Annotated in this window: 15 protein-coding genes; 7 read left to right on the forward strand and 8 right to left on the reverse strand. The window is 62.7% G+C overall.

The features are described 5' to 3' along the window. Window positions 1–9 precede the first annotated feature (9 nt). The 3 genes from HBR93_RS02455 to HBR93_RS02465 all read left to right on the forward strand — a co-directional run bounded on the left by HBR93_RS02455 (window position 10) and on the right by HBR93_RS02465 (window position 3,448). On the forward strand, window positions 10–663 hold the full coding sequence (locus tag HBR93_RS02455; RefSeq protein ID WP_027604864.1) for an ABC transporter permease: 654 nt from the start codon (window positions 10–12) through the stop codon (window positions 661–663). After that, window positions 660–1,817, forward strand: a complete 1,158-nt coding sequence (locus HBR93_RS02460; RefSeq protein ID WP_104910916.1) for an ABC transporter ATP-binding protein — start codon at window positions 660–662, stop codon at window positions 1,815–1,817. The genes HBR93_RS02455 and HBR93_RS02460 overlap by 4 nt, the downstream gene beginning before the upstream one ends. Before the next feature lie 467 nt (window positions 1,818–2,284). Next, window positions 2,285–3,448 carry a type III PLP-dependent enzyme gene (locus HBR93_RS02465; protein WP_032861941.1) on the forward strand — a complete coding sequence of 388 codons (1,164 nt, stop codon included), beginning with the start codon at window positions 2,285–2,287 and terminating at the stop codon, window positions 3,446–3,448. Here HBR93_RS02465 and HBR93_RS02470 read toward each other — a convergent pair. Continuing rightward, a complete protein-coding gene (locus tag HBR93_RS02470; RefSeq protein ID WP_169959773.1) occupies window positions 3,439–4,221 on the reverse strand; it encodes a tetratricopeptide repeat protein in 783 nt (260 codons plus the stop codon). The genes HBR93_RS02465 and HBR93_RS02470 overlap by 10 nt on opposite strands. A 2-nt stretch (window positions 4,222–4,223) precedes the next feature. Continuing rightward, a complete protein-coding gene (locus HBR93_RS02475) occupies window positions 4,224–4,904 on the reverse strand; it encodes a Fe2+-dependent dioxygenase (protein ID WP_057441033.1) in 681 nt (226 codons plus the stop codon). A gap of 216 nt (window positions 4,905–5,120) precedes the next feature. Between HBR93_RS02475 and HBR93_RS02480 the strand changes: the two genes are divergently transcribed. Together HBR93_RS02480 and HBR93_RS02485 are read left to right on the forward strand one after the other, a co-directional pair. Then, the gene (locus tag HBR93_RS02480; RefSeq protein ID WP_169959774.1) at window positions 5,121–7,421 is read left to right on the forward strand and encodes a TonB-dependent siderophore receptor; all 2,301 of its coding nucleotides are present in this window, start codon (window positions 5,121–5,123) and stop codon (window positions 7,419–7,421) included. Between the two features lie 136 nt (window positions 7,422–7,557). Beyond that, complete coding sequence (locus HBR93_RS02485) at window positions 7,558–10,080, forward strand: sulfite reductase flavoprotein subunit alpha (RefSeq protein WP_169959775.1); 2,523 nt, start codon at window positions 7,558–7,560, stop codon at window positions 10,078–10,080. Between the two features lie 124 nt (window positions 10,081–10,204). On the opposite strand, the gene HBR93_RS02490 is transcribed toward HBR93_RS02485, so the two are convergent. The 4 genes from HBR93_RS02490 to ptsP all read right to left on the reverse strand — a co-directional run bounded on the left by HBR93_RS02490 (window position 10,205) and on the right by ptsP (window position 17,331). Next, window positions 10,205–11,746 carry an alkaline phosphatase D family protein gene (locus HBR93_RS02490; protein ID WP_169959776.1) on the reverse strand — a complete coding sequence of 514 codons (1,542 nt, stop codon included), beginning with the start codon at window positions 11,744–11,746 and terminating at the stop codon, window positions 10,205–10,207. 72 nt (window positions 11,747–11,818) lie between these two features. Then, window positions 11,819–13,519, reverse strand: coding sequence for a PTS fructose-like transporter subunit IIB (locus tag HBR93_RS02495; protein ID WP_169959777.1), 1,701 nt, complete (start codon window positions 13,517–13,519; stop codon window positions 11,819–11,821). 11 nt (window positions 13,520–13,530) lie between these two features. Beyond that, the gene (pfkB, locus tag HBR93_RS02500) at window positions 13,531–14,472 is read right to left on the reverse strand and encodes a 1-phosphofructokinase (RefSeq protein WP_169959778.1); all 942 of its coding nucleotides are present in this window, start codon (window positions 14,470–14,472) and stop codon (window positions 13,531–13,533) included. Beyond that, window positions 14,473–17,331 (reverse strand): phosphoenolpyruvate--protein phosphotransferase, encoded by a 2,859-nt coding sequence (gene ptsP, locus HBR93_RS02505; protein ID WP_169959779.1) that lies wholly within the window; start codon window positions 17,329–17,331, stop codon window positions 14,473–14,475. A 283-nt stretch (window positions 17,332–17,614) separates the two neighbouring features. On the opposite strand from ptsP, the gene cra reads away from it, so the two are divergent. Both cra and HBR93_RS02515 read left to right on the forward strand, forming a co-directional pair. Then, window positions 17,615–18,610 carry a catabolite repressor/activator gene (cra, locus tag HBR93_RS02510; protein ID WP_115129021.1) on the forward strand — a complete coding sequence of 332 codons (996 nt, stop codon included), beginning with the start codon at window positions 17,615–17,617 and terminating at the stop codon, window positions 18,608–18,610. Between the two features lie 2 nt (window positions 18,611–18,612). Further along, on the forward strand, window positions 18,613–19,416 hold the full coding sequence (locus tag HBR93_RS02515; protein WP_115129022.1) for a TatD family hydrolase: 804 nt from the start codon (window positions 18,613–18,615) through the stop codon (window positions 19,414–19,416). Here HBR93_RS02515 and HBR93_RS02520 read toward each other — a convergent pair. Together HBR93_RS02520 and HBR93_RS02525 are read right to left on the reverse strand one after the other, a co-directional pair. Next, window positions 19,336–19,776, reverse strand: coding sequence for a hypothetical protein (locus HBR93_RS02520; RefSeq protein ID WP_057958408.1), 441 nt, complete (start codon window positions 19,774–19,776; stop codon window positions 19,336–19,338). The genes HBR93_RS02515 and HBR93_RS02520 overlap by 81 nt on opposite strands. Before the next feature lie 127 nt (window positions 19,777–19,903). Next, on the reverse strand, window positions 19,904–21,934 hold the full coding sequence (locus tag HBR93_RS02525; protein ID WP_057441048.1) for a methyl-accepting chemotaxis protein: 2,031 nt from the start codon (window positions 21,932–21,934) through the stop codon (window positions 19,904–19,906). Between the last annotated feature and the right edge of the window lie 168 nt (window positions 21,935–22,102).

Below are 22,102 nucleotides of genomic sequence, written 5' to 3' on the forward strand. Positions count from 1 at the left end.
GGAGAAGACATGGAATTTCTGAACGCCTTTTCCCATCTTGATTGGGCCCAAGTCCTGCACCTGACCTGGCAGCACATCACCCTGGTCGGGATCGCCGTGATCCTCGCGATCGTCGTAGGCGTGCCCCTGGGCGTGCTGATGACCCGCTTCCCGACCCTGGCCGGCCCGTTGCAAGCCAGTGCCACGGTGCTGCTGACGGTGCCATCGATTGCCCTGTTCGGCCTGCTGCTGCCGTTCTACTCCAAGTTTGGCCAGGGCCTGGGGCCGATGCCGGCGATCACCGCCGTATTCCTCTACTCCCTGCTGCCGATCATGCGTAACACCTACCTGGCCCTGACCGGCGTCGAGCCGGGCATCCGCGAAGCCGCCAAAGGCATCGGCATGACCTTCGGCCAGCGCCTGCGCATGGTCGAGCTGCCGATTGCAGTGCCGGTGATCCTCGCCGGGGTGCGCACCGCCGTGGTGATGAACATCGGTGTAATGACCATTGCCGCCACCATCGGCGCCGGTGGCCTGGGTGTACTTATTCTGGCTTCCATCAGCCGCAGCGACATGTCGATGCTGATCGTTGGCGCCGTGCTGGTCAGTCTCCTGGCCATCTTCGCCGACCTGCTTCTGCAATGGCTGCAACGCTCGCTGACTCCAAAAGGATTGCTCAAATGATCGAACTTCAAAACCTGTCCAAGACCTTCCAAAGCAACGGCAAGACTGTCACCGCCGTTAACGACGTGAGCCTGACTGTCAATGAAGGCGAGATTTGCGTGTTCCTCGGTCCCTCGGGCTGCGGCAAGAGCACCACGCTGAAGATGATCAACCGCCTGATCAAGCCCTCCTCGGGCAAGATCCTGATCAACGGCGAAGACACCACCGACCTCGACGAAGTGACCCTGCGCCGCAATATCGGCTACGTGATCCAGCAGATCGGCCTGTTTCCCAACATGACCATCGAGGAAAACATCGTGGTCGTGCCCAAGCTGCTGGGCTGGGACAAGCAGAAATGCCACGACCGCGCCCGCGAGTTGATGAGCATGATCAAGCTCGAACCCAAGCAGTATCTGCACCGCTACCCGCGCGAGCTGTCCGGTGGCCAGCAACAGCGCATCGGCGTGATCCGCGCCCTGGCGGCCGACGCGCCGTTGCTGCTGATGGATGAGCCGTTCGGCGCGGTCGACCCAATCAACCGCGAGATGATCCAGAACGAGTTCTTCGAGATGCAACGCGCGCTGAACAAGACGGTGATCATGGTCAGCCATGACATCGACGAGGCGATCAAGCTGGGCGACAAAATCGCCATCTTCCGCGCCGGCAAGTTGTTGCAGATCGACCACCCGGACACTCTGCTGGCCCATCCTGCCGACGAGTTTGTCAGCAACTTTGTCGGCCAGGACAGCACCCTCAAGCGCCTGCTGCTGGTCAAGGCCGAAGACGCGGCGGACAACGCCCCGTCGGTCAGCCCGGAAACCCCGGTGGCCGATGCCCTGGAGCTGATGGACGAGCATGACCGCCGCTATGTGGTGGTCACCTGCGCCGAGAACAAGGCGCTGGGTTATGTACGACGTCGCGACCTGCATCGTCAGACGGGTACCTGCGCCCAATACCTGCGCGAGTTCAACGCCACGGCGGCGTTTGACGAGCACTTGCGCATCCTGTTGTCGCGCATGTACGAGTTCAACCGCTCGTGGCTGCCGGTGATGGATGCCGAGCGGGTGTTTTTGGGTGAGGTGACCCAGGAGTCGATTGCCGAGTACCTGAGCTCTGGTAAGTCCCGTGGGGGCAAGACCAGTATTGTGTCGCCTGCCGAGACTGCACTGGCCTGACACCACTCGGTCAAAATTGTGGGAGCGGGCTTGCTCGCGAAAGCGGTGTGTCAGTCACTGAATGGGTGCTGACCCACCGCCTTCGCGAGCAAGCCCGCTCCCGCATTTAGTTCTGCTGGGTGTCAGGAAATAGCCTGATTCCTCCTCATTGGGGAACATCAATCCGTCACACCGGTCGGTTACATAAGTAGCTGAACTGGGTCACGCGACGAACGCGTGCAAAAACGCGACATTTTTAGTTGATCTCAAGCCCCTCACGCCCTAAAGTTCGCGCCGAACGTCCATGCTGGAAACGATCCATCCGGCTCAAGTACTGACGACGAGACAGCAAGGCCAAGGGAAGCTTATCCCGTGGCCTTTTTGCTTTCGGCGACATGCCTTGGGAAGTAGGCGAACCAAAGTGGGGATACGGAGGACGTTCATTTGCACCCATTGTTAATTTCAGTTTGCCCTTAGGAGTTCCCAGCATGTCGATCAACGTCGAAGATTATTTCGCGCGCGCCACTTTTGACAAAATGAAGGCGTTCGCCGACAAGCAAGAAACCCCGTTCGTGGTGATCGACACCGCGATGATCAGCCAGGCCTACGATGACCTGCGCGCCGGTTTCGAATTCGCCAAGGTGTACTACGCCGTCAAGGCCAACCCGGCTGTCGAGATCATCGACCTGTTGAAAGACAAGGGTTCGAGCTTCGACATCGCCTCGATCTACGAGCTGGACAAGGTCATGGACCGCGGCGTCAGCGCCGACCGTATCAGCTACGGCAACACCATCAAGAAATCCAAGGACATCCGCTACTTCTACGAGAAGGGCGTGCGCCTGTTCTCCACCGACTCCGAAGCCGACCTGCGCAACATCGCCAAGGCCGCGCCGGGCTCGAAAGTCTATGTGCGCATCCTCACCGAAGGCTCGACCACGGCTGACTGGCCTCTGTCGCGCAAATTCGGCTGCCAGACCGACATGGCCATGGACCTGCTGATCCTCGCCCGCGATTTGGGCCTGGTGCCTTACGGCATCTCGTTCCACGTGGGTTCGCAGCAGCGTGATATCAGCGTGTGGGACGCCGCCATTGCCAAGGTCAAGGTGATCTTCGAGCGTTTGAAAGAAGAAGACGGCATCCACCTCAAGCTGATCAACATGGGCGGTGGCTTCCCGGCCAACTACATCACCCGCACCAACAGCCTGGAAACCTACGCCGAGGAAATCATCCGCTTCCTCAAGGAAGACTTCGGTGACGAGCTGCCGGAAATCATCCTGGAACCAGGCCGTTCGTTGATCGCCAACGCCGGGATCCTGGTCAGTGAAGTGGTGTTGGTCGCCCGTAAATCCCGCACCGCCGTCGAGCGTTGGGTGTACACGGATGTGGGCAAGTTCTCCGGCCTGATCGAAACCATGGACGAAGCCATCAAGTTCCCGATCTGGACCGAGAAAAAGGGCGAGATGGAAGAAGTGGTGATCGCCGGTCCTACCTGCGACAGCGCCGATATCATGTACGAAAACTACAAGTACGGCCTGCCGCTGAACCTGGCCATTGGTGACCGCCTGTACTGGCTGTCCACGGGTGCGTACACCACCAGCTATAGCGCAGTTGAATTCAACGGTTTCCCGCCGCTGAAATCCTTCTACGTCTGATCCCGTAGGAGCCGGCTTGCCGGCTCCTGCAATTCCTCTGCGCGTTGTTGGTAGGCATCGGCCATGGCGCGAATCTGCGGATCATTGGCCGCTGCCAGCGCTTTATGGGCCACCCGCAAGAACTTCAGATTCCCGCCCTCCAGCGCCTTGTGCAACCACTCAAGCGCCGCTTCGATCTGCTCGTGCTCAGCCAGCATGGCCGCATAACTGAACTGCCCGCGAAAATCCCCACCTTGCGCCGAGCGGCGATACCACTCAAGCGCTGCGGGCACGTCTTGCGCACAGAACTGCCCTTCTTCCAGGTAACGCCCCAACAGGTTCATCGACTTGGCATGCCCCCGTTCGGCAGCCTGGCGATAGCAGGCCAGTGCCTGCTGCTGGTCTTGCGTCACCCCGCGCCCGGTGGCCAGCAGGTTGGCGTAGTTGTACAGCCCCCAATCCAACCCGGCTTCTGCCGCCTGGCGGTACTCCCCGGCAGCCGCCCGCTCATTGGCGGCGCAACCCCAACCATGCTCCTGGCAGCGCCCCACCATATTGCGGGCCATCAAGTGGCCGCCCTGGGCGGCAATCCGGAACCAGCGCAGGGCCAGCGCTTCATCGCGCTCGATCCCGCGCCCTTCCAGGAGGATTTGCCCCAGTAGCGCCTGGGCATCGAGCACGCCCTCCTTCGCCGCCATCAGGATCGCCTGGGCCGCGCGGGCCGGTGATTCGTCGAGCATGGCCCGCAGTTGTTCGCCGTCGAGGCGTTCTTCGCGGCGCAAGTGAAAAGCCATGCTCAGACCTCGACCCAGCGACGCAACAGGTTGTGATAGGTGCCGGTGAGCTGGATCAGCGCCGGGTGGTCCGGTACGTCACGGCTCAGTTGCTGGATCGCACCGTCCATTTCGAACAGCAACGTACGCTGGCTGTCTTCGCGCACCAGGCTTTGGGTCCAGAAAAACGCGGCATAGCGCGCACCCCGGGTCACGGCATTGACCTTGTGCAGGCTGGAGCCTGGGTACAGCACCATGTCACCGGCCGGCAACTTGACCCGCTGCAGGCCGAAGGTGTCCTGGATCTCCAGTTCGCCGCCGTCGTATTCATCCGGGTCGCTGAAAAACAGCGTAGAGGACAGGTCAGTGCGTACCCGCTCGTGGCTGCCCTTGGGCTGGCGTACGGCGTTATCAATATGGAAGTCGAAGCTGCCGCCGGCGGTGTAGCAATTGAGCAGGGGCGGGAAGACTTTATGCGGCAGCGCCGCCGACATGAACTGCGGGTTTTGCCACAGGCGCTCGAGCATGGCCGCGCCGATTTCCTTGGCCAGTGGATGGCCCTCCGGCAATTGCAGATTGTGCTTGGCCTTGGCCGACTGATGACCGGCGGTGATCTTGCCGTCAGCCCAGTCCGCCTGCTCCAGGGCTTCGCGGATGCGCAATACCTCGTCGCGGGAGAACAGGCCGGGAATATGCAGCAGCATGGGGCGTTACCTGAGAGCAGAGGGGCGCCAATGGTATTGATTACTATTGGCGCTGTAAAACCCTGATCCGACGGGCAGACGTATGAGCCCGCAAAAACCGTAACTCCCGAAGTGTAAATTTTGTAAATAGGACGCAAATAGCAATGCCTCTCAATTGCTATGCATAATTGTTTACAATATATTTCGCGCCCTAACATCCTTGGGGTAGGGAATTTCATGTCGCGCCACATTACAAAAACACCAAACAGTTCACCGCGCTTGCTGGCCTCGGCCATTGGCGTGGCCATCAGCGCCAGCTCCGTGGCCCACATGGCGCAAGCGGCCGAAGAGACCGAACAAAAAGGCGAGCGCAACAGCATTTCCCTGGGAGCCACCAGCATCACCGGCCAGGAACAGGACGCGACCTCCTACCAGACCGAAAACGCCTCTTCGCAGAAATACACCGCGCCGCTGGTCGACACCCCGCGCTCCGTCACCGTGGTACCGGCGCAGGTACTCAAGGACACTGCCGCCACCTCGCTGCAGGACGCTCTGCGTACCGTGCCGGGCATTACCTTTGGTGCTGGCGAAGGCGGCAACCCCCAGGGCGACCGCCCGTTCATCCGCGGCTTCGATGCCCAGGGCGACACCTACCTGGACGGCGTGCGTGACACCGGCGGCCAGAGCCGGGAAATTTTCGATATCGAGTCCATCGAAGTCAGCAAGGGCCCCAACTCCTCGTTCGGTGGCCGTGGCTCGGCCGGTGGCAGCCTCAACCTGGTGAGCAAAACCCCACAAGCACGGGACTTCCTCAACGGCGGTTTTACCTACGGCTCCGACCAGACCCGTCGCTATGCCCTCGACGTCAACCGCCAGTTCCTCGACAGTGCCGCGTTTCGCCTGAACCTGATGAGCCACGAACAGAACGTGGCCGGCCGCGACGCAGTCAACTACGACCGTTGGGGCGTGGCACCGTCGCTGACCTTTGGCCTGGGCACCCCGACCCGCGTCAACCTCAGCTACTACCATATGGAAAGCAACGACCTGCCGGATTCGGGCATTCCTTATGGCTATAGCTCCGCCGCAGCCACCGCCCATGGTCACGACAAGCCTACCGACGGCGGCGACAGCAGCAACTTCTACGGCCTCAAGGATCGCGACTTCCGCAAGACCCGCGCCGATATCAGTACGTTCTCCATCGAGCACGACCTGAACGACAACATGACGATCAAGAACACCCTGCGTCATGGCAGTACGGGTCAGGATTACGTCCTCACTCAGCCGGACGACAGCAAACTCAACGTCAACCAGTTCGGCACCGTCTGGCGCCGGGCCAATAGCCGTGTGTCGACCACCACGACCACCACCAACCAGACCGATCTGTTTGGCAGCTTCCAGGCTCTGGGCTTCAAGCACAGCTACTCCACCGGCCTGGAATTTACCGGGGAAGAAACCCGTGTCAGCGGTTACACCGTCAGCCCAAACACTAACCCTGTCTGCACTGTGGCCGGGGGTGGCAAGGGTGGTCAGTGCACGTCATTGAGCGACCCGAACCCAAACGATGCCTGGACCGGCAGCGTCGCCCGCAACTACATGGGCACCAACACCAAGGCCACCAGCCGCGCCGCGTACGTGTTCGACACCATCGAGCTCGATCCACAGTGGCTGCTGAACGTTGGTCTGCGTTATGACACTTTCGACACCGTCGCCAACACCAACGCCGTACCAAGCTCCACGGTACAAGCCCGTACCAAGCTTAAGGACGACAGCCAGTTCTTCAACTGGCAGGCCGGCCTGGTCTGGAAGCCGATGGAAAACGGCAGCATCTACACCTCCTATGCCACTTCGGCTTCGCCTCCTGGTGGCCTGGTGGGCGAAGGTGTTGAGCCCAACAGCATTGCTAGCGGCATCAACACCAGCGACATGAAGCCGGAAGAAACCGTCAACTACGAGTTGGGCACCAAGTGGGATCTGTTCCACGACCGCCTGTCCCTGACCGCTGCCGTGTTCCGCACCGAGAAGAAAAACGCGCGCATCCTGGTGAACTCCAACACCTATGAAAATGCCGGTGAGTCCCGGGTTGATGGCCTGGAGCTTTCCGCCAGCGGCAAACTCACCGAGCAATGGCAGGTGTTCGCCGGCTACAGCTACCTGAAAAGCGAGCTGGTGGACCCAGGCAAAAACGGTGACCGCCGGGGTAGCGTCCTTGCCGGTTCCAACAAAGGCAACGAAATGCCCAACACGCCGAAGCACTCCTTCAGCCTGTGGACCACCTATGACATCACCTCGAAACTCACCGTCGGTGGCGGCGCGTTCTATGTGGACGACGTCTACGGCGACCCGGCCAACACCGTCTACGTGCCGTCCTACACCCGCTACGACGCCATGGCCAGTTACAAGCTGACCAAAAACGTCGACCTGCAATTGAACGTGCAAAACCTGACCGACAAGACCTACTACGACAAGGCCTATGGCGCGCACTTCGCCAACCAGGCAGCCGGTCGTACCGCGCTGTTGACCACCAGCTTCCACTTCTAAGGCGCTAGACGTTTCATGCAAAAGCCCCGCGCATTGGCTGCCCGGGGCTTTCGTCTGTAAAAAAGAAAGTTTCTCGACCACCCACGGCATAATGCGCGCCGTAAAAATCATATCCAGCTCAGCGAGGCCGTCCGACGTGTTGAAGAAAACCCTGTTCCAGTTGCACTGGTTTTTCGGCATTACCGCCGGGCTGGTGTTGGCATTGATGGGGATTACCGGGGCCGCGTACTCGTTCCAGGATGAAATCCTGCGGGCGCTCAACCCCACGGTACTGACCGTGCAAAAACAACCCGCCGGGGTGCTGCCGCCCGCTGAACTGGTGCGCAAACTCGAAGCCACCGAAGGCAAGGCCGTGTCCATGCTGTGGGTGGAAAGCGAAAGCGGCAACGCTGCACGGGTGTTCTTCACCCCGCCACCGGGCGAGCGCCGGGGGCAGATGCGCTACTTCGACCCGTACACCGGCGACTACCTGGGCGACGCCGTCGGCCAGGATTTTTTCGGCCTGATGCTGCAACTGCACCGCTTCCTCGCCATGGGTGACACCGGCCGGCAAATCACCGGCGCCTGTACGCTGATTCTGATTTTCTTCTGCCTTTCCGGCCTGTACCTGCGCTGGCCGCGCCAGGTGGCGAGCTGGCGTGCCTGGCTGACCCTGGACTGGCGCAAGAAAGGCCGCAGCTTCAACTGGGACCTGCACTCGGTGTTCGGCACCTGGTGCCTGCTGTTCTATCTGCTGGCCGCGCTTACCGGGCTGTCCTGGTCCTACGAGTGGTACAACAAAGGCCTGACCCGGCTGCTGTCCGATGCACCGCAGAACGAGCGGGTGCGCAATCGCGGCCCGGCGCCTGCGGGCCCGGCGCCCATCGCCAATTACGAGGCGATCTGGAGCAGCATCTACAGCACTGCCGGCCCGGGCTTGAGCACCTACAACATCCGTATGCCACCTGTCGCCGGGCAGCCGGCCACGGTCTACTACCTGTTGCAGAGCTCGCCCCATGACCGCGCGCTGAACCAGATCAACCTCGACCCGGCCACAGGCGTCGTCAAAAGCGTCGAGCGCTATGGCGACAAAAGCCTCAAGGCGCAGCTGCTGACCAGCATCTATGCCCTGCATGTGGGCAGCTATTTCGGCCTGGTGGGGCGGATCATTCTTACCGTCACTGCGCTGTGCATGCCGCTGTTCTTTATTACCGGCTGGTTGCTGTACCTGGACCGCCGCCGCAAAAAGCGCCAGGTGCGCGATGCCCGTAAAGGCCTGGGCGAGAACCACAGCGATGCACCGGCCTGGCTGATCGGTTTCGCCAGCCAGAGCGGGTTTGCCGAGCAACTGGCCTGGCAGACCGCCGGCCAGTTGCAGGCCGCCGGGCTGCCGGTGAAGGTCCAGCCCCTGGGCAGCGTCAGCGAAGAGGACTTGCGCCAGTCGGAACACGCACTGTTTGTGGTGAGTACCTTCGGCGATGGCGAAGCACCGGACAGCGCGCGCGGCTTCGAACGCAGCGTGCTGGGGCGCGACCTTTCTCTCCAGGGCCTGAACTACTCGGTGCTGGCCCTGGGCGATCGCCAATACCAGCACTTCTGCGGCTTTGCCCGGCGCCTGCACTTCTGGCTGACCCACCAGGGCGGCAACGCATTGTTCGCCCCGGTCGAAGTCGACAGCGGCGACCAGGAGGCCCTGCTGCACTGGCAACACCAACTGGGGCAGATCACCGGCCATGCACCGGCCGCCTGGGCCAGCGCCCACTATGAAAGCTGGACCCTGAGCCAGCGTACCTTGCTCAACCCAGACAGCAGCGGCACGGGTGTCTACCTGCTGGGCCTCAACCCGCCCGCCCCGCGCGACTGGCTGGCCGGCGACCTGGTGGAAATTCTGCCACGCCATTGCCCGTGGGCCGTCGAGCATTTCCTCGATGGCCTGGGCATCGCCGGCACGGACGAAGTGCTTGTCGATGGCCTGGCGCGGCCCCTGGAACAGGTGCTGGCCAGCCGCCAATTGCCGGACAACCGCTCCCATCTGGTCGGCCTGCACGCCCAGGCGCTGGTGGAGGCACTGGTGCCAGTGGGCGTGCGCGAATACTCCATCGCCTCGATTGCCAGCGACGGCGTGCTGGAGCTGATCGTGCGCCAGGAACGCCACCCTGACGGCAGCCTGGGCCTGGGGTCGGGCTGGCTGACCGAGCACGCGCCGCTGGGTGCCGCGATCAGCCTGCGGTTGCGGCGCAACAGCGGCTTCCATCTGCCAACGGAGCCTGTGCCAATGATTCTGCTGGGCAACGGCACTGGCCTGGCCGGCTTGCGCAGCCTGCTCAAGGCGCGCATCGCCGATGGCCAGCAGCGCAACTGGTTGCTGTTCGGCGAACGCAACATCGCCCATGACTACCACTGCCAGAACGAGCTGCAAGGCTGGTTGGCCAGTGGCGACCTGGCGTTGCTGGACCTGGCGTTTTCGCGGGATCAAGACGAGAAAATCTACGTCCAGGACCGCCTGCGCGAATCCGCCGATGTACTGCGTAAATGGCTGGCCGAGGGCGCAGCGATTTATGTCTGCGGGAGTTTGCAGGGCATGGCGGCCGGGGTGGATCAGGTGTTGGTGGATGTTCTGGGAAGCGAGGCGGTGCAACGCCTTATCGAACAGGGCCGCTACCGCCGGGATGTCTACTGACCTACACCTATCAAAATGTGGGAGCGGGCTTGCCCGCGATGGCGGTCTGTCAGTAACCGATTGGCTGGCTGATCTACCGCAATCGCGGGCAAGCCCGCTCCCACAGGTTTGGGCGCATTTCAGGTCAGGTGGGTTGGAGTTTTTGTTCGAATACCGACACGCCATCCAGGTCGCGCAACGTGACCGTCAGCTCCGCCGTTTGCCCATCAATCTGCACCTCGCCAAAAAACTGGAACCCGGCAAACGGCGACGTGTTTTGCGCCGGTGGGGCTTTTTCAAACACCACCTGCGGGCCAAAGGTTTTATCCAGCGGATTGGGCCCGAAGCTCCCTGCATTCAAGGGCCCCGCGACAAACTCCCAGAACGGCTCGAAATCCTGGAACGCCGCCCGATCCGGGTGGTAGTGGTGCGCCGCGCAGTAGTGCACATCGGCGGTCAGCCACACATGGTTGCGCACCTGTTGCGCGCGCAGAAAACCGAGTAACTCGGCAATTTCCAGCTCACGGCCCTGGGCCGCGCCAGGGTCGCCGTTGGCCACCGCTTCCCAGCGCGGCACACCGGGGCTGACTTCGCCGTCGGGCACGCCGAGGCCGATGGGCATGTCGGCGGCAATCACCTTCCACTGCGCCTTCGATGCCTTGAGTCCGCCCTTGAGCCAGTCCAATTGCGCCCGACCCAGAAACGGCTTGGCAGCGCCCAGGTTGTCATCGTTGGCCTCACGATAGCTGCGCATGTCCAGTACAAACACATCGAGCAACGGCCCGTAGCTGAGCTTGCGGTAGATACGCCCGCCCTGGTCGGCGCCCTGCAAGCGCATCGGCGCATATTCCAGCCAGGCCTGGCGTGCGCGGCCCACCAGGGTGGTGATGTCCTTGGTCTGGTAACGCTCGTTCAGTTGCTTGCCAGGCGACCAGTTGTTGACCACTTCGTGATCGTCCCATTGCCAGATCTGCGGCACCTGGGCATTGAAGCGGCGCACGTTTTCGTCCATCAGGTTGTAGCGATAGTTACCACGGTATTCATCCAGGGTTTCGGCGACTTTGCTCTTGGCCTCGGTGGTGAGGTTGCGCCAGATACGCCCGCTTTCGGTGGTCAGTTGCGCCGGCACCGGGCCGTCGGCGTAGATGGTGTCGCCGCTGTGGATAAAAAAATCCGGCAGGCGCAGACGCATGGCTTCGTAGATGCGCATGCCGCCGATGTCCGGGTTGATGCCGAAGCCCTGGCCGACGGTGTCGCCGCTCCACACAAAGCGGATATCGCGGCGCTGTTGCGGCACGCTGCGCAAGTGGCCGAACCAGGGCTCGCTAGCCACGCCGGTCTGCGCGTCCTCAAATTGCACACGGTAGAAAATCGCCTGGTCGGCGGGCAGCCCGGTCAACTCGACGCGGGCGGTGAAGTCGCTGCGGCTGTCGGCCAAAGACGAGATGAATCGGCGCGGGTTGCTGAACAGGCTGCGGGTATCCCACTCGACCACCATCCGTGCCGGGCGGTCGCAGCGGCTCCAGATCATGGCGCGGTCGCCCAGCAAGTCGCCGGACTGCACGCCATCGGTCAACTGCGGCCGGTCCTTGACCGACGCGATCACCGCCGGTGCCAGCCCCGGCAACAGCAGGCCGGCGCCGACACCCTGAATCACCCGGCGACGGCCGGGGTTGAAGTGGCTCATGGCTTTCCCTCTGCACAGCAAAAGGAAAACTAAAGCATGGGCGGATGAAGCACAGATGACAGGCGCCGACACCTACATTGAGGCGACGGCCTCGGGGCGCTTGATCACGGCATACACCAAGCCGGTGAGCACGCTGCCAGCGACGATCGCCAACAGGTACAACAGCGCATGGTTGATGGTGTTCGGGATCAGCATCACAAACAGCCCGCCGTGGGGTGCCATCAGCTTGCAGCCGAAGTACATCGACAAGGCACCGGTCAATGCGCCGCCGGCGATGCTGGCCGGGATCACCCGTAGCGGGTCCTTGGCGGCAAACGGGATGGCGCCTTCGGAGATAAAGCACATGCCTAGGATCAACGCAGCCTTGCCGGCCTCGCGCTCAGTCTGGGCGAACTTGCGCCGGGCCAGGAACGTGGCGATTGCCATGCCAATCGGCGGCACCATGCCCGCGGCCATGGTGGCGGCCATCGGTGCGCCGCTCTGGGAGGCCAGCAGGCCGACGGAGAACGCGTAGGCCGCCTTGTTGATTGGCCCGCCAAGGTCGGCGCACATCATCCCGCCCAGCAGGATGCCCAGCAGCACCGCATTGGTGGTGCCCATGGTGCTGAGGAAGTCCGTCAGGCCCGCCAGCATCTGCGCCACCGGCGGGCCGATCAGGTAGATCATCGCCAGGCCGGTGATCAGGCTCGCCAGCAACGGGATGATCAGGATCGGCTTGAGCGACTCCAGGCTCTGCGGCAATGGCACCGCGCGGGTAATCAGCTTGACGCTGTAGCCGGCGAGGAACCCGGCAAAGATCCCGCCGATAAAACCTGCGCCCAGGGTGCTGGCCAACAGGCCGCCGATCATCCCCGGCGCGAGGCCCGGACGGTCGGCAATCGAATAGGCGATGTAGCCGGCGAGCAGCGGCACCATCAGGGTGAAGGCATGGTCGCCGACCGCTTTGAGAGCCGCCGCCAGAGTGCCGGGCTCTTCGTAGGCGTGGATACCGAAGACGAAGGACAGGGCAATCAACAAGCCCCCGGCCACGACCATCGGCAACATGAATGACACGCCGGTCAGCAGGTGTTTGTAGACCCCGGTTTTCTCTGGTTTGGCCGCCGTACCACTGGCGGCGCTTTCCTGCTGGCCTTCGGCCAGGGCTTTATCGAGGATCGCGGCGGACTGCTTGAGCGCAATGCCAGTGCCACAGCGGTAGATTTTCTTGCCGGCAAAGCGCTCGGTGGCCACTTCGATATCGGCGGCCAGCAGCACCACGTCGGCATCGCGAATGGCTTGCTCGCTCAGGGGCGTACGTGCGCCTACCGAGCCCTGGGTTTCTACCTGCAGGTCGTAACCCTTGGCCTTGGCGGCCTGCTGCAACGCTTCGGCGGCCATAAAGGTGTGGGCCACGCCGGTGGGGCAGGCGGTGATGGCGACAATGCGCGGCACGTTTTTTACCGTCGGCACTGTGGTACTGGCAACGTACAACTGGGCCTCTTGCGCGCCCCGTTGCAGCACCGCTTCAACGTCCTGTAACGCCTGGGCCGGAGTGCTCTGGTACACGCGCTTGCCGACAAAGCGCTGCATGTCCACGGGCGTACTGGCGACCAACAACACCCATTCGGCCGCGTCGAGGGTGGCCTGGGAAAGGGCGCGCTCGGGGTGGTTCACGTCCACCACTTCCACGCTGGTGCTCCAGCCCTGGCGTTGTGCGGCGGCGTCCAGCAAGCGGGCGCACAGCACACTGGTGACCATGCCGTTGGGGCAGGCGGTAACAATGGCTAACTTCATGACAAACCCTCTTATTGTTCTGTCAGCGGGCGTACTTGCACGCCGCTTTCGAGGCGCGCCAGGTGCGCGTCATCGCTGATGCCGAAACCGATCTGTGTGACGGCCATGGCGGCGATGGCCGTGGCCCGCGCCAGGGTCGTATGTGCGCTGTCCTGTACCAGCAGACCGTGGAGCATGCCGGCCAGCAACGAGTCACCCGCGCCCACCGTACTGGCGACGGTGACGCGGGGCGGCGTGGCATGAAGCGCGCCGTTTGCAGTGAACCAATTGACCCCCTCGGCACCCTGGGACACCACCACATGCTCCACACCTTGCGCATGCAGGCGCTTGGCCGCCTGGGCCTGTTGCGCAGGCGTGTCGGCTGGGCAATCCAGCGCATCGGCCAGTTCTTCGGTGTTGGGCTTGATCAACCAGGGAGCGGCCTGCAACCCGGCACGCAAAGCCTCGCCGCTGGTGTCCAGGGCGACTTTGAGACCCAGGGTTTTCAGGTGCTGCAACAAGGCGTACAGCCACTGCGGGCTGACCCCATGGGGCAGACTGCCAGCGACCACCACCACATCATGGCCGGGGGCAATCCGCGTCAACTGCTCAAGCATCGCCTCTTGCGCCTGCGCGCTGACCTGTGGCCCCGGGGCGTTGATATCGGTCACCCGGCCGTCGTGCTCAGCGATTTTGATATTGCTGCGGGTTTCCCCCGGCACACGAATAAACGCATCGACAAAACCCCGACGGGCAATCAACGCGTCGAACGCCTGGGGATTGTCTGCCCCCAGGAATCCGCCAACCGTCACTTGATGGCCAAGGTCCGCCAACACCTGGGCGACATTCACGCCCTTGCCCGCCGCATGGGTCAGCATGGCCTGGCTACGATTGACCGCCCCTGGCTCCAGGCGCGCCAGTTGTACGGTCAGGTCCAACGCCGGGTTCAGCGTCAGGCTTAGAATCCTTGCCATTTACACAGCCTCCACAAGGGCGCGCACTTGCGCGGGAGAGCCCACGGCCAAGGCGTTTTGTGCGAGGGTCTGGGCCTCGCTCAGGGTGAATTCACGGACCCGGGCCTTGACCTCGGGAATGCTGCGGGCCGACACGCTCAACTCGTCGACGCCAAGGCCGACCAGCACCGGCACGGCCAGCGGGTCGGCCGCCAGCTCACCGCACACCCCGACCCATTTGCCATGGGCATGGGCGGCGCGCACGGTGATGTCGATCAGTTGCAGCACTGCCGGGTGCAGCCCGTCAGCCTGGGCCGACAGGGTGGGATGCCCACGGTCGATGGCCAGGGTGTACTGGGTCAGGTCATTGGTGCCAATGCTGAAAAAGTCCACTTCCTTGGCCAGTACTGGCGCCAGCAAGGCCGCCGAAGGCACTTCGATCATGATCCCCAGTTGCAGGTCCGCTACCGGGATCTGCTCGCGCAGGCGCTCGGTCATGTCCCGGGCCTGACGCCACTCATCGACGCTGCCGACCATGGGAAACATGATGCGCAGCGGGCGACCGTCCGCCGAACGCAACAGCGCACGCAGTTGGGTTTCCATGATCTGCGGGCGTTGCAGGGTCAGGCGGATGCCGCGCACACCCAGGAACGGGTTTTCTTCTTTGGCAATCGGCCAGTAAGGCAGGGGTTTATCACCACCCACATCCAGGGTGCGCACCACCAGCGGTCGCCCAGCCAGGCCGTCGAGCACCCGGCGGTATTCGGCTTCCTGGGTGGCTTCGTCCGGGGCCTGGGAATGGGCCATGAAAATCAGTTCGGTACGCAGCAGGCCAATGCCTTCGGCGCCCTGCTCGACCGCCGCGGCCACTCCTGCGCTTTCGCCGATATTGGCGAACACTTCCACGGCATGCCCATCACGGGTCATGGCCGGTTCATGGCGCTGGGCGGCGGCGGCCTGCAGGCGTTGTTCGCGGGTGTCGCGCTCCTGCGTGGCGCGCTGCAAGGTGCCGGCATCGGCATCCACATGCAGGCGCCCACGCTGGCCGTCGAGCAACAGTGGCGTGCCCGAGGCCAGCAGCAAGACCGCCGGCCCCGCGCCAACCAATGCGGGAATCCCCAGGGCGCGGGCGACGATGGCACTGTGTGCGGTGGCACCACCGCGTGCGGTGAGGATCCCCGCCACGCGCGTCGGGTCGAGGCGCGCCACATCCGACGGGCCGACCTCATCCATCACCAGAATGTAAGGTTCGTCGGGCTCCTGCGGGGTGTCGATGCCACACAGTTGCGCCAGCACCCGCCGGCCGATATCCCGAAGGTCGGCGGCGCGTTCGGCGAGCAACGCGTCCTGCAAGGACTCCTGCTGTTTGGCGGCCGCTTCGATCACGCTCATCCACGCCGCTTCGGCGCTTTCGCCTTGCTTGAGGCGGGTGTCGACTTCGTCGGTCAGTTCCGGGTCGTCGAGCATTTCCTGGTGGGTGATGAAAATCTCGCGGATCGCCTTGGACGTGCTGCGCTCGATCAAGCCCTGGATATCGTGGCGCACATCACGCAGCGCAGCGGATAGGCGCTCGCGCTCGGCGCTGGCCGACTCGCCCCGCAGTGGATAATCGAAAGGCTGCAACACTTGGATATGGGCCGGACCGATGGCGATCCCCGGTGCCGCAGGGATTGCCTGAATCAGGCTGCCGGAGAGCGGCGCACTGAGCGGTGGTTCGGCCTCGATGACTTCAACCCGCGCGCTGACGGCCGGCAGCGGCTCGACGTCTTCACCAAGCCCCGCTTGCACAGCCGCCAACAACGCCGGCAGCGCATCGTCGGCAATCGCCGGCTCGGCGACAAACTCCAGCACCTGGCCACGGCGGGCGCCGAGGCTGAGCAGCTTACTCAAGCTCTTGACCGACACTGCGCCGCCCTGCCCGTCGACGATTCGCACGCGGATCTCGCCGTCGAAGCCCTTCGCCAGTTGCGCCAGTGCCTTGGCCGGCCGCGCATGCAGGCCGTGGGCATTGGCCAGGGCAATGCGTGCGCTGGGCCAGTCGGCGGGCAGTTCGCCACCCAGTACTTCGAGGACCGCCCGGCTGCTGGTGGCGCGCCCCAGTTCCTGGCCGCGCCCTTCAATCAGCAAGGCGCACAGGCGCTCAAGCAGGGCCTGGTGGGCCTCACCGAGGCTGGCCAGGCAGAACAGGCCGCTCAATGGCTGGCCAAGGTAGCGCATGGGTTTGTCCGGGGTGACAAAGGCCAGGCCCGGGCGCTTGACCGTTTGTTCACTGTGCAGCCACCACAGGCCATCACCCAGGGGTAATGCATCGACTTGCTGCAACACGGCAGCAAAACCATTGCTCACGCAATCGGCCTGGCGCAACAGGCGCGCGCCGCGCCACACCAGTTCTTCAAAATCGTCGGCGGACACGCCCAGGCCGATCATCTGTGCATCCAGCGCCAGCTCCTGGGGCGCACCCTGCAGCAGTTTGAGCAAGGCGTCGGCCGAGGTGGCGCGGCACAGCGCCTGGCCCAGGTCGGTTTCACCGAGGGCGCGGGTCAGCAGTTGCAGCAGGCGCAGGTGTTCATCGGATTTGGCCGCGATGCCAATCGCCAGGTAGACGATCTGGCCATCACCCCAATCCACGCCTTGGGGAAATTGCAGCAGGCGCACGCCGGTGGCGAATACCTGGTCGCGGGTTTCGGGAGTGCCGTGGGGGATCGCAATACCTTGGCCAAGGAAGGTCGAGCCTTGCGCTTCACGGGCTTGCAGGCCGCTCAGGTAACCCTCGGCGACCAGGCCATCGGCCACCAGTTTTTCGGCGAGCAGTTGCAAGGCAGCAGACTTATCCACAGCCACCTGGCCCATGGATATCTGCTCTACGGTGAGCTCAAGCATGCCTTTCTCCTAGTTAGTGCGGGGTGCGCACTAGGTATTGTTTTGATTAAACCGTGCAAAAATAACTGACTGAGTGGTCAATTGGCAGTAGGCACTCAGCAGCGATCATCGTAAAAATACGCCTGCTGAAACGTTTAATCTATAATTTATGGCAGATTACTGGGTAATTCTGCATCCTTGAAGCACCGCTCGGCGCTTGAGTTGCGACAATGGTCGCGTGCAGGAATCGGTTACGATTGGACAAAATGTCGGGGCAAGCTCTAAAAAACAAGGAAATCCCGGTTTGAAACTCAGTGATATTGCACGCTTAGCCGGTGTGTCCGTGACCACCGCCAGCTACGTCATCAATGGCAAAGCCGCACAGCAACGGATCAGCAGCGCCACCGTGGAACGGGTGCAGGCGGTGGTCGAGGAGCACGGCTTTACCCCCAACCCCCAGGCCGCCGGATTGCGCAGCCGGCACACGCGTACCTTGGGCTTTATCCTGCCGGACCTGGAAAACCCCAGTTATGCACGGATCGCCAAGCTGTTGGAACAAGGCGCACGGGCCCGTGGCTATCAGTTGCTGATCGCCAGTTCCGACGACGATGCCAACAGCGAGCGCCAGTTGCTGCAACTGTTCCGCGCGCGGCGTTGCGATGCACTGTTCGTCGCCAGTTGCCTGCCCGCCAGCGATGACAGCTATCGCGAGCTGCAAGCCAAGGGCCTGCCGGTGATTGCCATCGACCGGGTGATGGACGCCGAGCAGTTCTGCTCGGTGGTCAGCGATGACCGCCAGGCCTGCCAGCAATTGACCAGCAGCCTGCTGCAACCCCTGCCCCGGCAGATCGTCCTGATCGGTGCCCGCCCCGAGCTGAGCATCAGCCAGGAGCGCGCGGCGGGTTTCCAGCAAGCACTTGAAGACTTCAAAGGTGATGTGCTGGTCGAGCACGGCGAAGCCTTCAGCCGCGACTGCGGTCGCCAGTTGATGGAAGAACTCCTGCAACGCCTGGGGCATTTACCCGATGCATTGGTGACGACTTCCTACGTCCTGCTGCAAGGGGTGTTTGACGCGCTGCATGACTTCCCGCTCAAATCCCGGCCGCTGCGCCTGGGCACTTTTGGTGACACCCAGTTGCTGGACTTCCTGCCGCTGCCGGTCAACGCCATGGCCCAGCAGCACGCGCTGATCGCCGAGACGGCCCTGCGCCTGGCACTCGCGGCGATTGAAGAGCAACACTACCAGCCGGGTGTGCATGCCATTGGCCGGACCTTCAAGCAGCGGATTCACGAGATATAGGCATGGAGCTGGTCGACAGCCACACCCACCTCGACTTCGAGGACTTCGACGCTGATCGCGACGAGGTGCTCAGGCACAGTCGCCAGCTCGGCGTGCGGCGCATGGTGGTGCTAGGGGTGTACCAGCGCAATTGGCAACGGCTATGGGACCTGGCACAACAGGACCCGGACCTGCACGGGGCCTTCGGCCTGCACCCGGTGTACCTGGATGAGCATCGCCCCGCAGACCTGATCGAGTTGGGCGACTGGCTGACCCGCCTCAAGGGCCATCGCCAGCTCTGCGCCGTGGGTGAAATCGGCCTGGACTACTTCCTGGCGCACCTGGACCGCGAACGCCAGCAATCCCTGTTTGAAGCCCAGTTGCAGTTGGCCGTGGACTTCCAGTTGCCGGCGCTGCTGCATGTGCGGCGCAGCCATGCGGCCGTTATCGCCACCCTCAAGCGCATTCGCCTGCCCCGGGGCGGGATCATCCATGCCTTCGCCGGCAGCCGCGAAGAAGCCCGCGAATACATCAAGCTGGGGTTCAAGCTGGGCCTGGGCGGCGCGCCAACCTGGCCTCAGGCCCTGCGCATGCACAAGGTCATCGCCCAACTGCCGCTGGAATCAGTGGTGTTGGAAACCGACTCGCCGGACATGGCGCCCGCCATGTACCCCGGCCAACGCAATAGCCCGCAACACCTGCCGGCCATCTGCAGCGCCCTGGCCGAACTGATGGGCATCAGCCCTTCAGCGCTGGCCGAAGCGAGCACCCGCAACGCCTGCGAAGTGTTCCACTGGCCCGTCGATGACGGGGTTGACCGCCTCTAGCGTCAGGGTCATGCGGTGCCGGTGGCGGGCGTGGCGCAGGGTCAGGAAGTGAATCAGGATCGCCACCAGCGACACATTCAATTGCCCGATCTTGCTGATCAAGCCGACCCACTCGACCACCAGGGCCACCAACAAGGCCACGCAGGTCAGCACCAGCATGCTCGGGCGCAGCAGGGCCAGGTTGTCCAGGGACTTCAACTGACGCAGTTGCCTGGGGCAATTGAGCAGCAGGACTTTGTGGCAATACGGGCAATCAAAGGGCTCGTTGAGTGCAATGGCATTGAGCTGCCAGGGCTTGAGCACAAAGGTGATATCGCAATGGGCGCAATGCCCTTTCACGCCTGGAGTTGTCGCGGTCATGGCCCTGCCTCCCGGAAGCGCTGGATGGGGTGAAACAAATTCTCACCCAATCCCAGCGCAAAAAAAGCTCACGCGGGAAAACAGGACATGCACCACATAGCAAAGGGATAAAGCCTACAACCAAGTCTTACACGCGGAAGGCACCGATCAGCTTTTTCAACTCAATCACCTGCAAGGACAATTGCCGGCTGGCCTCTTCGGTCTGGTGCGCGCCCTGGGCCGCGTGCTCGCCAGCCCGATTGATCTCGACGATATTCTGGTCGATGTCGTGGGCCACCGCCGTCTGCTGCTCCACCGCCGCCGCGATTTGCTGGTTCTGATCGACGATCATGCCCACCGCACCGAGGATATTTTCCAGGGCCAACTGGACCTGTTCCGACTGCCCGACCGTGCCGCTGGCCATTTTATGGCTGCTGCCCATGGCCTTCACGGCCGCGCCGACGCCTTGGTGCAACTTGGCGATCATCTGCTCGATTTCTTCGGTGGAGTGCTGGGTGCGCCGGGCCAGGGTGCGCACCTCATCGGCCACCACGGCAAACCCACGCCCCTGCTCCCCCGCCCGCGCCGCCTCGATGGCCGCGTTCAGGGCCAGCAGGTTGGTTTGTTCGGCAATGCTCTTGATCACTTCCAGCACGCTGCTGATGGATTGACTGTCGATGGCCAGTTGGTTGATCACCAGCACTGACTGGTCGATCTCCGATGCCAGTAGCGCGATGCTGCCCTGCTGGGATTGCACCAGGCCACGCCCGTTAAGGGTTTCATCGTTGACGCTATGGGCACTGCTGACAGCCGCCGCGGCACTGCGCGCCACTTCATGGGCAGTCGCCGACATCTGGTTCATGGCCGTCGCCACCTGCTCGATCTGGCTGCGCTGGCCCGACACCGCCTGATTGCTGCGCGCCGACACCGACTCCACCTGCCCGGCCTGATGCTCGACCTCCTGGACGGTCTGCCCTACCCGCTCGATCAGGTCGTGGATTTTCGCCACGGTGCCATTGAACACTTCGCCCAATTCACCCAGCTCATCGCGACTCTGGGACTTGAAGCTGACAGTCATGTCCCCGGCAGCGACCTTATCCATCATTGCCCCCAGGTGGCGCAGGGTGGTGCGGGTCGAGGCGTAGAAGCCGCCGTACAGATAGAAAATCAACAAGAACACCGCCGCCAGCGCTGTGACCAGCAGCACCATGTGCGTACGGTTCTGGGCCAGGCGCTGCTGCAGTTGCTGGTCGAGGAAGGACAGGGTCGCGTCGTCCAGTTGATAGGTCTTGGCCATCAAGGCCGTCACTTCGTCATAGAAGGTCTGCCATGGCGCCTCCAGGGTTTCGGCCATCACCACCTGCTCTTCAAACAGCTCGCTGCCCTGCTTGAGGCTGGCCTGGCTGGCTTGGGCCAAGGCATCCAGTGAACCATGGGCGGCCTTGCTGGAGCCCAGGGCGTCCTGCACTTTCAAACCGTATTCCGCCTGGAGTTTTTCCAATTGCTGCAGCAGTTCGTCAAAACGCGTGCTGGACGATGAGTTGAGAAAACCCTGGCCCAGGGAATATGCGCCCATGGCCCGGCCTTCGCCCAGGGTCTGGGTGACTTGCGGAGTGACGCTGGTAATCAGTTCGCTGAGTTGGCGCACGTCGCCCTGGACATCACGACTCAACCCCGACTGGCTGGCAATGATCTGGCTGAACATCTGCGCCTTGTTCAGCAACTTGCCGATCAAGGCACTTTTGCTCAGCAGTGAAGACTCGCTTTGCTGGGCCTTGAAGGCCGCAATCATCTCATCGCGCTTGCCCTCGAACACCGCGACCTGCTCGGGATCGGTCGTCATCGCCTGGAAACCTTGCAGACGCTCCAGTACGCGCTGCTCCAAAGCGCTGATTTGACTTTCGATATCCCCCGCCTTGCCCGCCTGCCCAAGGGTGGCGTTGATCTGCACCTGATTGTTCAGGGTTTCCAGGTCGCGCCGCAGGATCAGGCTGCTGCCCAACAGGTCCAGGCTCTGCAACTCAACCTGCGTGCCCTGGAACTCACGCCAGGAATCGCGGACGAGGTAATAGTTGGTCACCAGCATGGGCAGGAAAAACAACACACTGATCAGGCTGAACTTCATGCCGAAGCTCAGGCGATTCATCAGCGCGATGGCGGGATAGAGCAAGCTCTTCACAGATGAACTCCCTTTTCTTTTATTTTTATTGAAGGCGCAGGGCAGCGGCAGAAAGCCACTATTGGGCGCGCTGTCTGTATAGCTTAAATCGGCGGGAAGTTTTGTAACTTAAGGTTAACGCGATCGGCGGGGCCTGGCGGCCGACCGATTTTTGAAGCCATTACGGGC

The organism is Pseudomonas sp. WS 5411 (genome assembly GCF_012985595.1).
GTDB lineage: Bacteria > Pseudomonadota > Gammaproteobacteria > Pseudomonadales > Pseudomonadaceae > Aquipseudomonas > Aquipseudomonas shahriarae.

Bases quoted from the DNA above. Each gene is read 5' to 3' on its own strand.
- HBR93_RS02455 (WP_027604864.1), top strand. From the start codon at position 10: ATGGAATTTCTGAACGCCTTTTCCCATCTTGATTGGGCCCAAGTCCTG.
- HBR93_RS02460 (WP_104910916.1), top strand. From the start codon at position 660: ATGATCGAACTTCAAAACCTGTCCAAGACCTTCCAAAGCAACGGCAAG.
- HBR93_RS02465 (WP_032861941.1), top strand. From the start codon at position 2,285: ATGTCGATCAACGTCGAAGATTATTTCGCGCGCGCCACTTTTGACAAA.
- HBR93_RS02470 (WP_169959773.1), bottom strand. From the start codon at position 4,221: ATGGCTTTTCACTTGCGCCGCGAAGAACGCCTCGACGGCGAACAACTG.
- HBR93_RS02475 (WP_057441033.1), bottom strand. From the start codon at position 4,904: ATGCTGCTGCATATTCCCGGCCTGTTCTCCCGCGACGAGGTATTGCGC.
- HBR93_RS02480 (WP_169959774.1), top strand. From the start codon at position 5,121: ATGTCGCGCCACATTACAAAAACACCAAACAGTTCACCGCGCTTGCTG.
- HBR93_RS02490 (WP_169959776.1), bottom strand. From the start codon at position 11,746: ATGAGCCACTTCAACCCCGGCCGTCGCCGGGTGATTCAGGGTGTCGGC.
- HBR93_RS02495 (WP_169959777.1), bottom strand. From the start codon at position 13,519: ATGAAGTTAGCCATTGTTACCGCCTGCCCCAACGGCATGGTCACCAGT.
- pfkB (WP_169959778.1), bottom strand. From the start codon at position 14,472: ATGGCAAGGATTCTAAGCCTGACGCTGAACCCGGCGTTGGACCTGACC.
- ptsP (WP_169959779.1), bottom strand. From the start codon at position 17,331: ATGCTTGAGCTCACCGTAGAGCAGATATCCATGGGCCAGGTGGCTGTG.
- HBR93_RS02515 (WP_115129022.1), top strand. From the start codon at position 18,613: ATGGAGCTGGTCGACAGCCACACCCACCTCGACTTCGAGGACTTCGAC.
- HBR93_RS02520 (WP_057958408.1), bottom strand. From the start codon at position 19,776: ATGACCGCGACAACTCCAGGCGTGAAAGGGCATTGCGCCCATTGCGAT.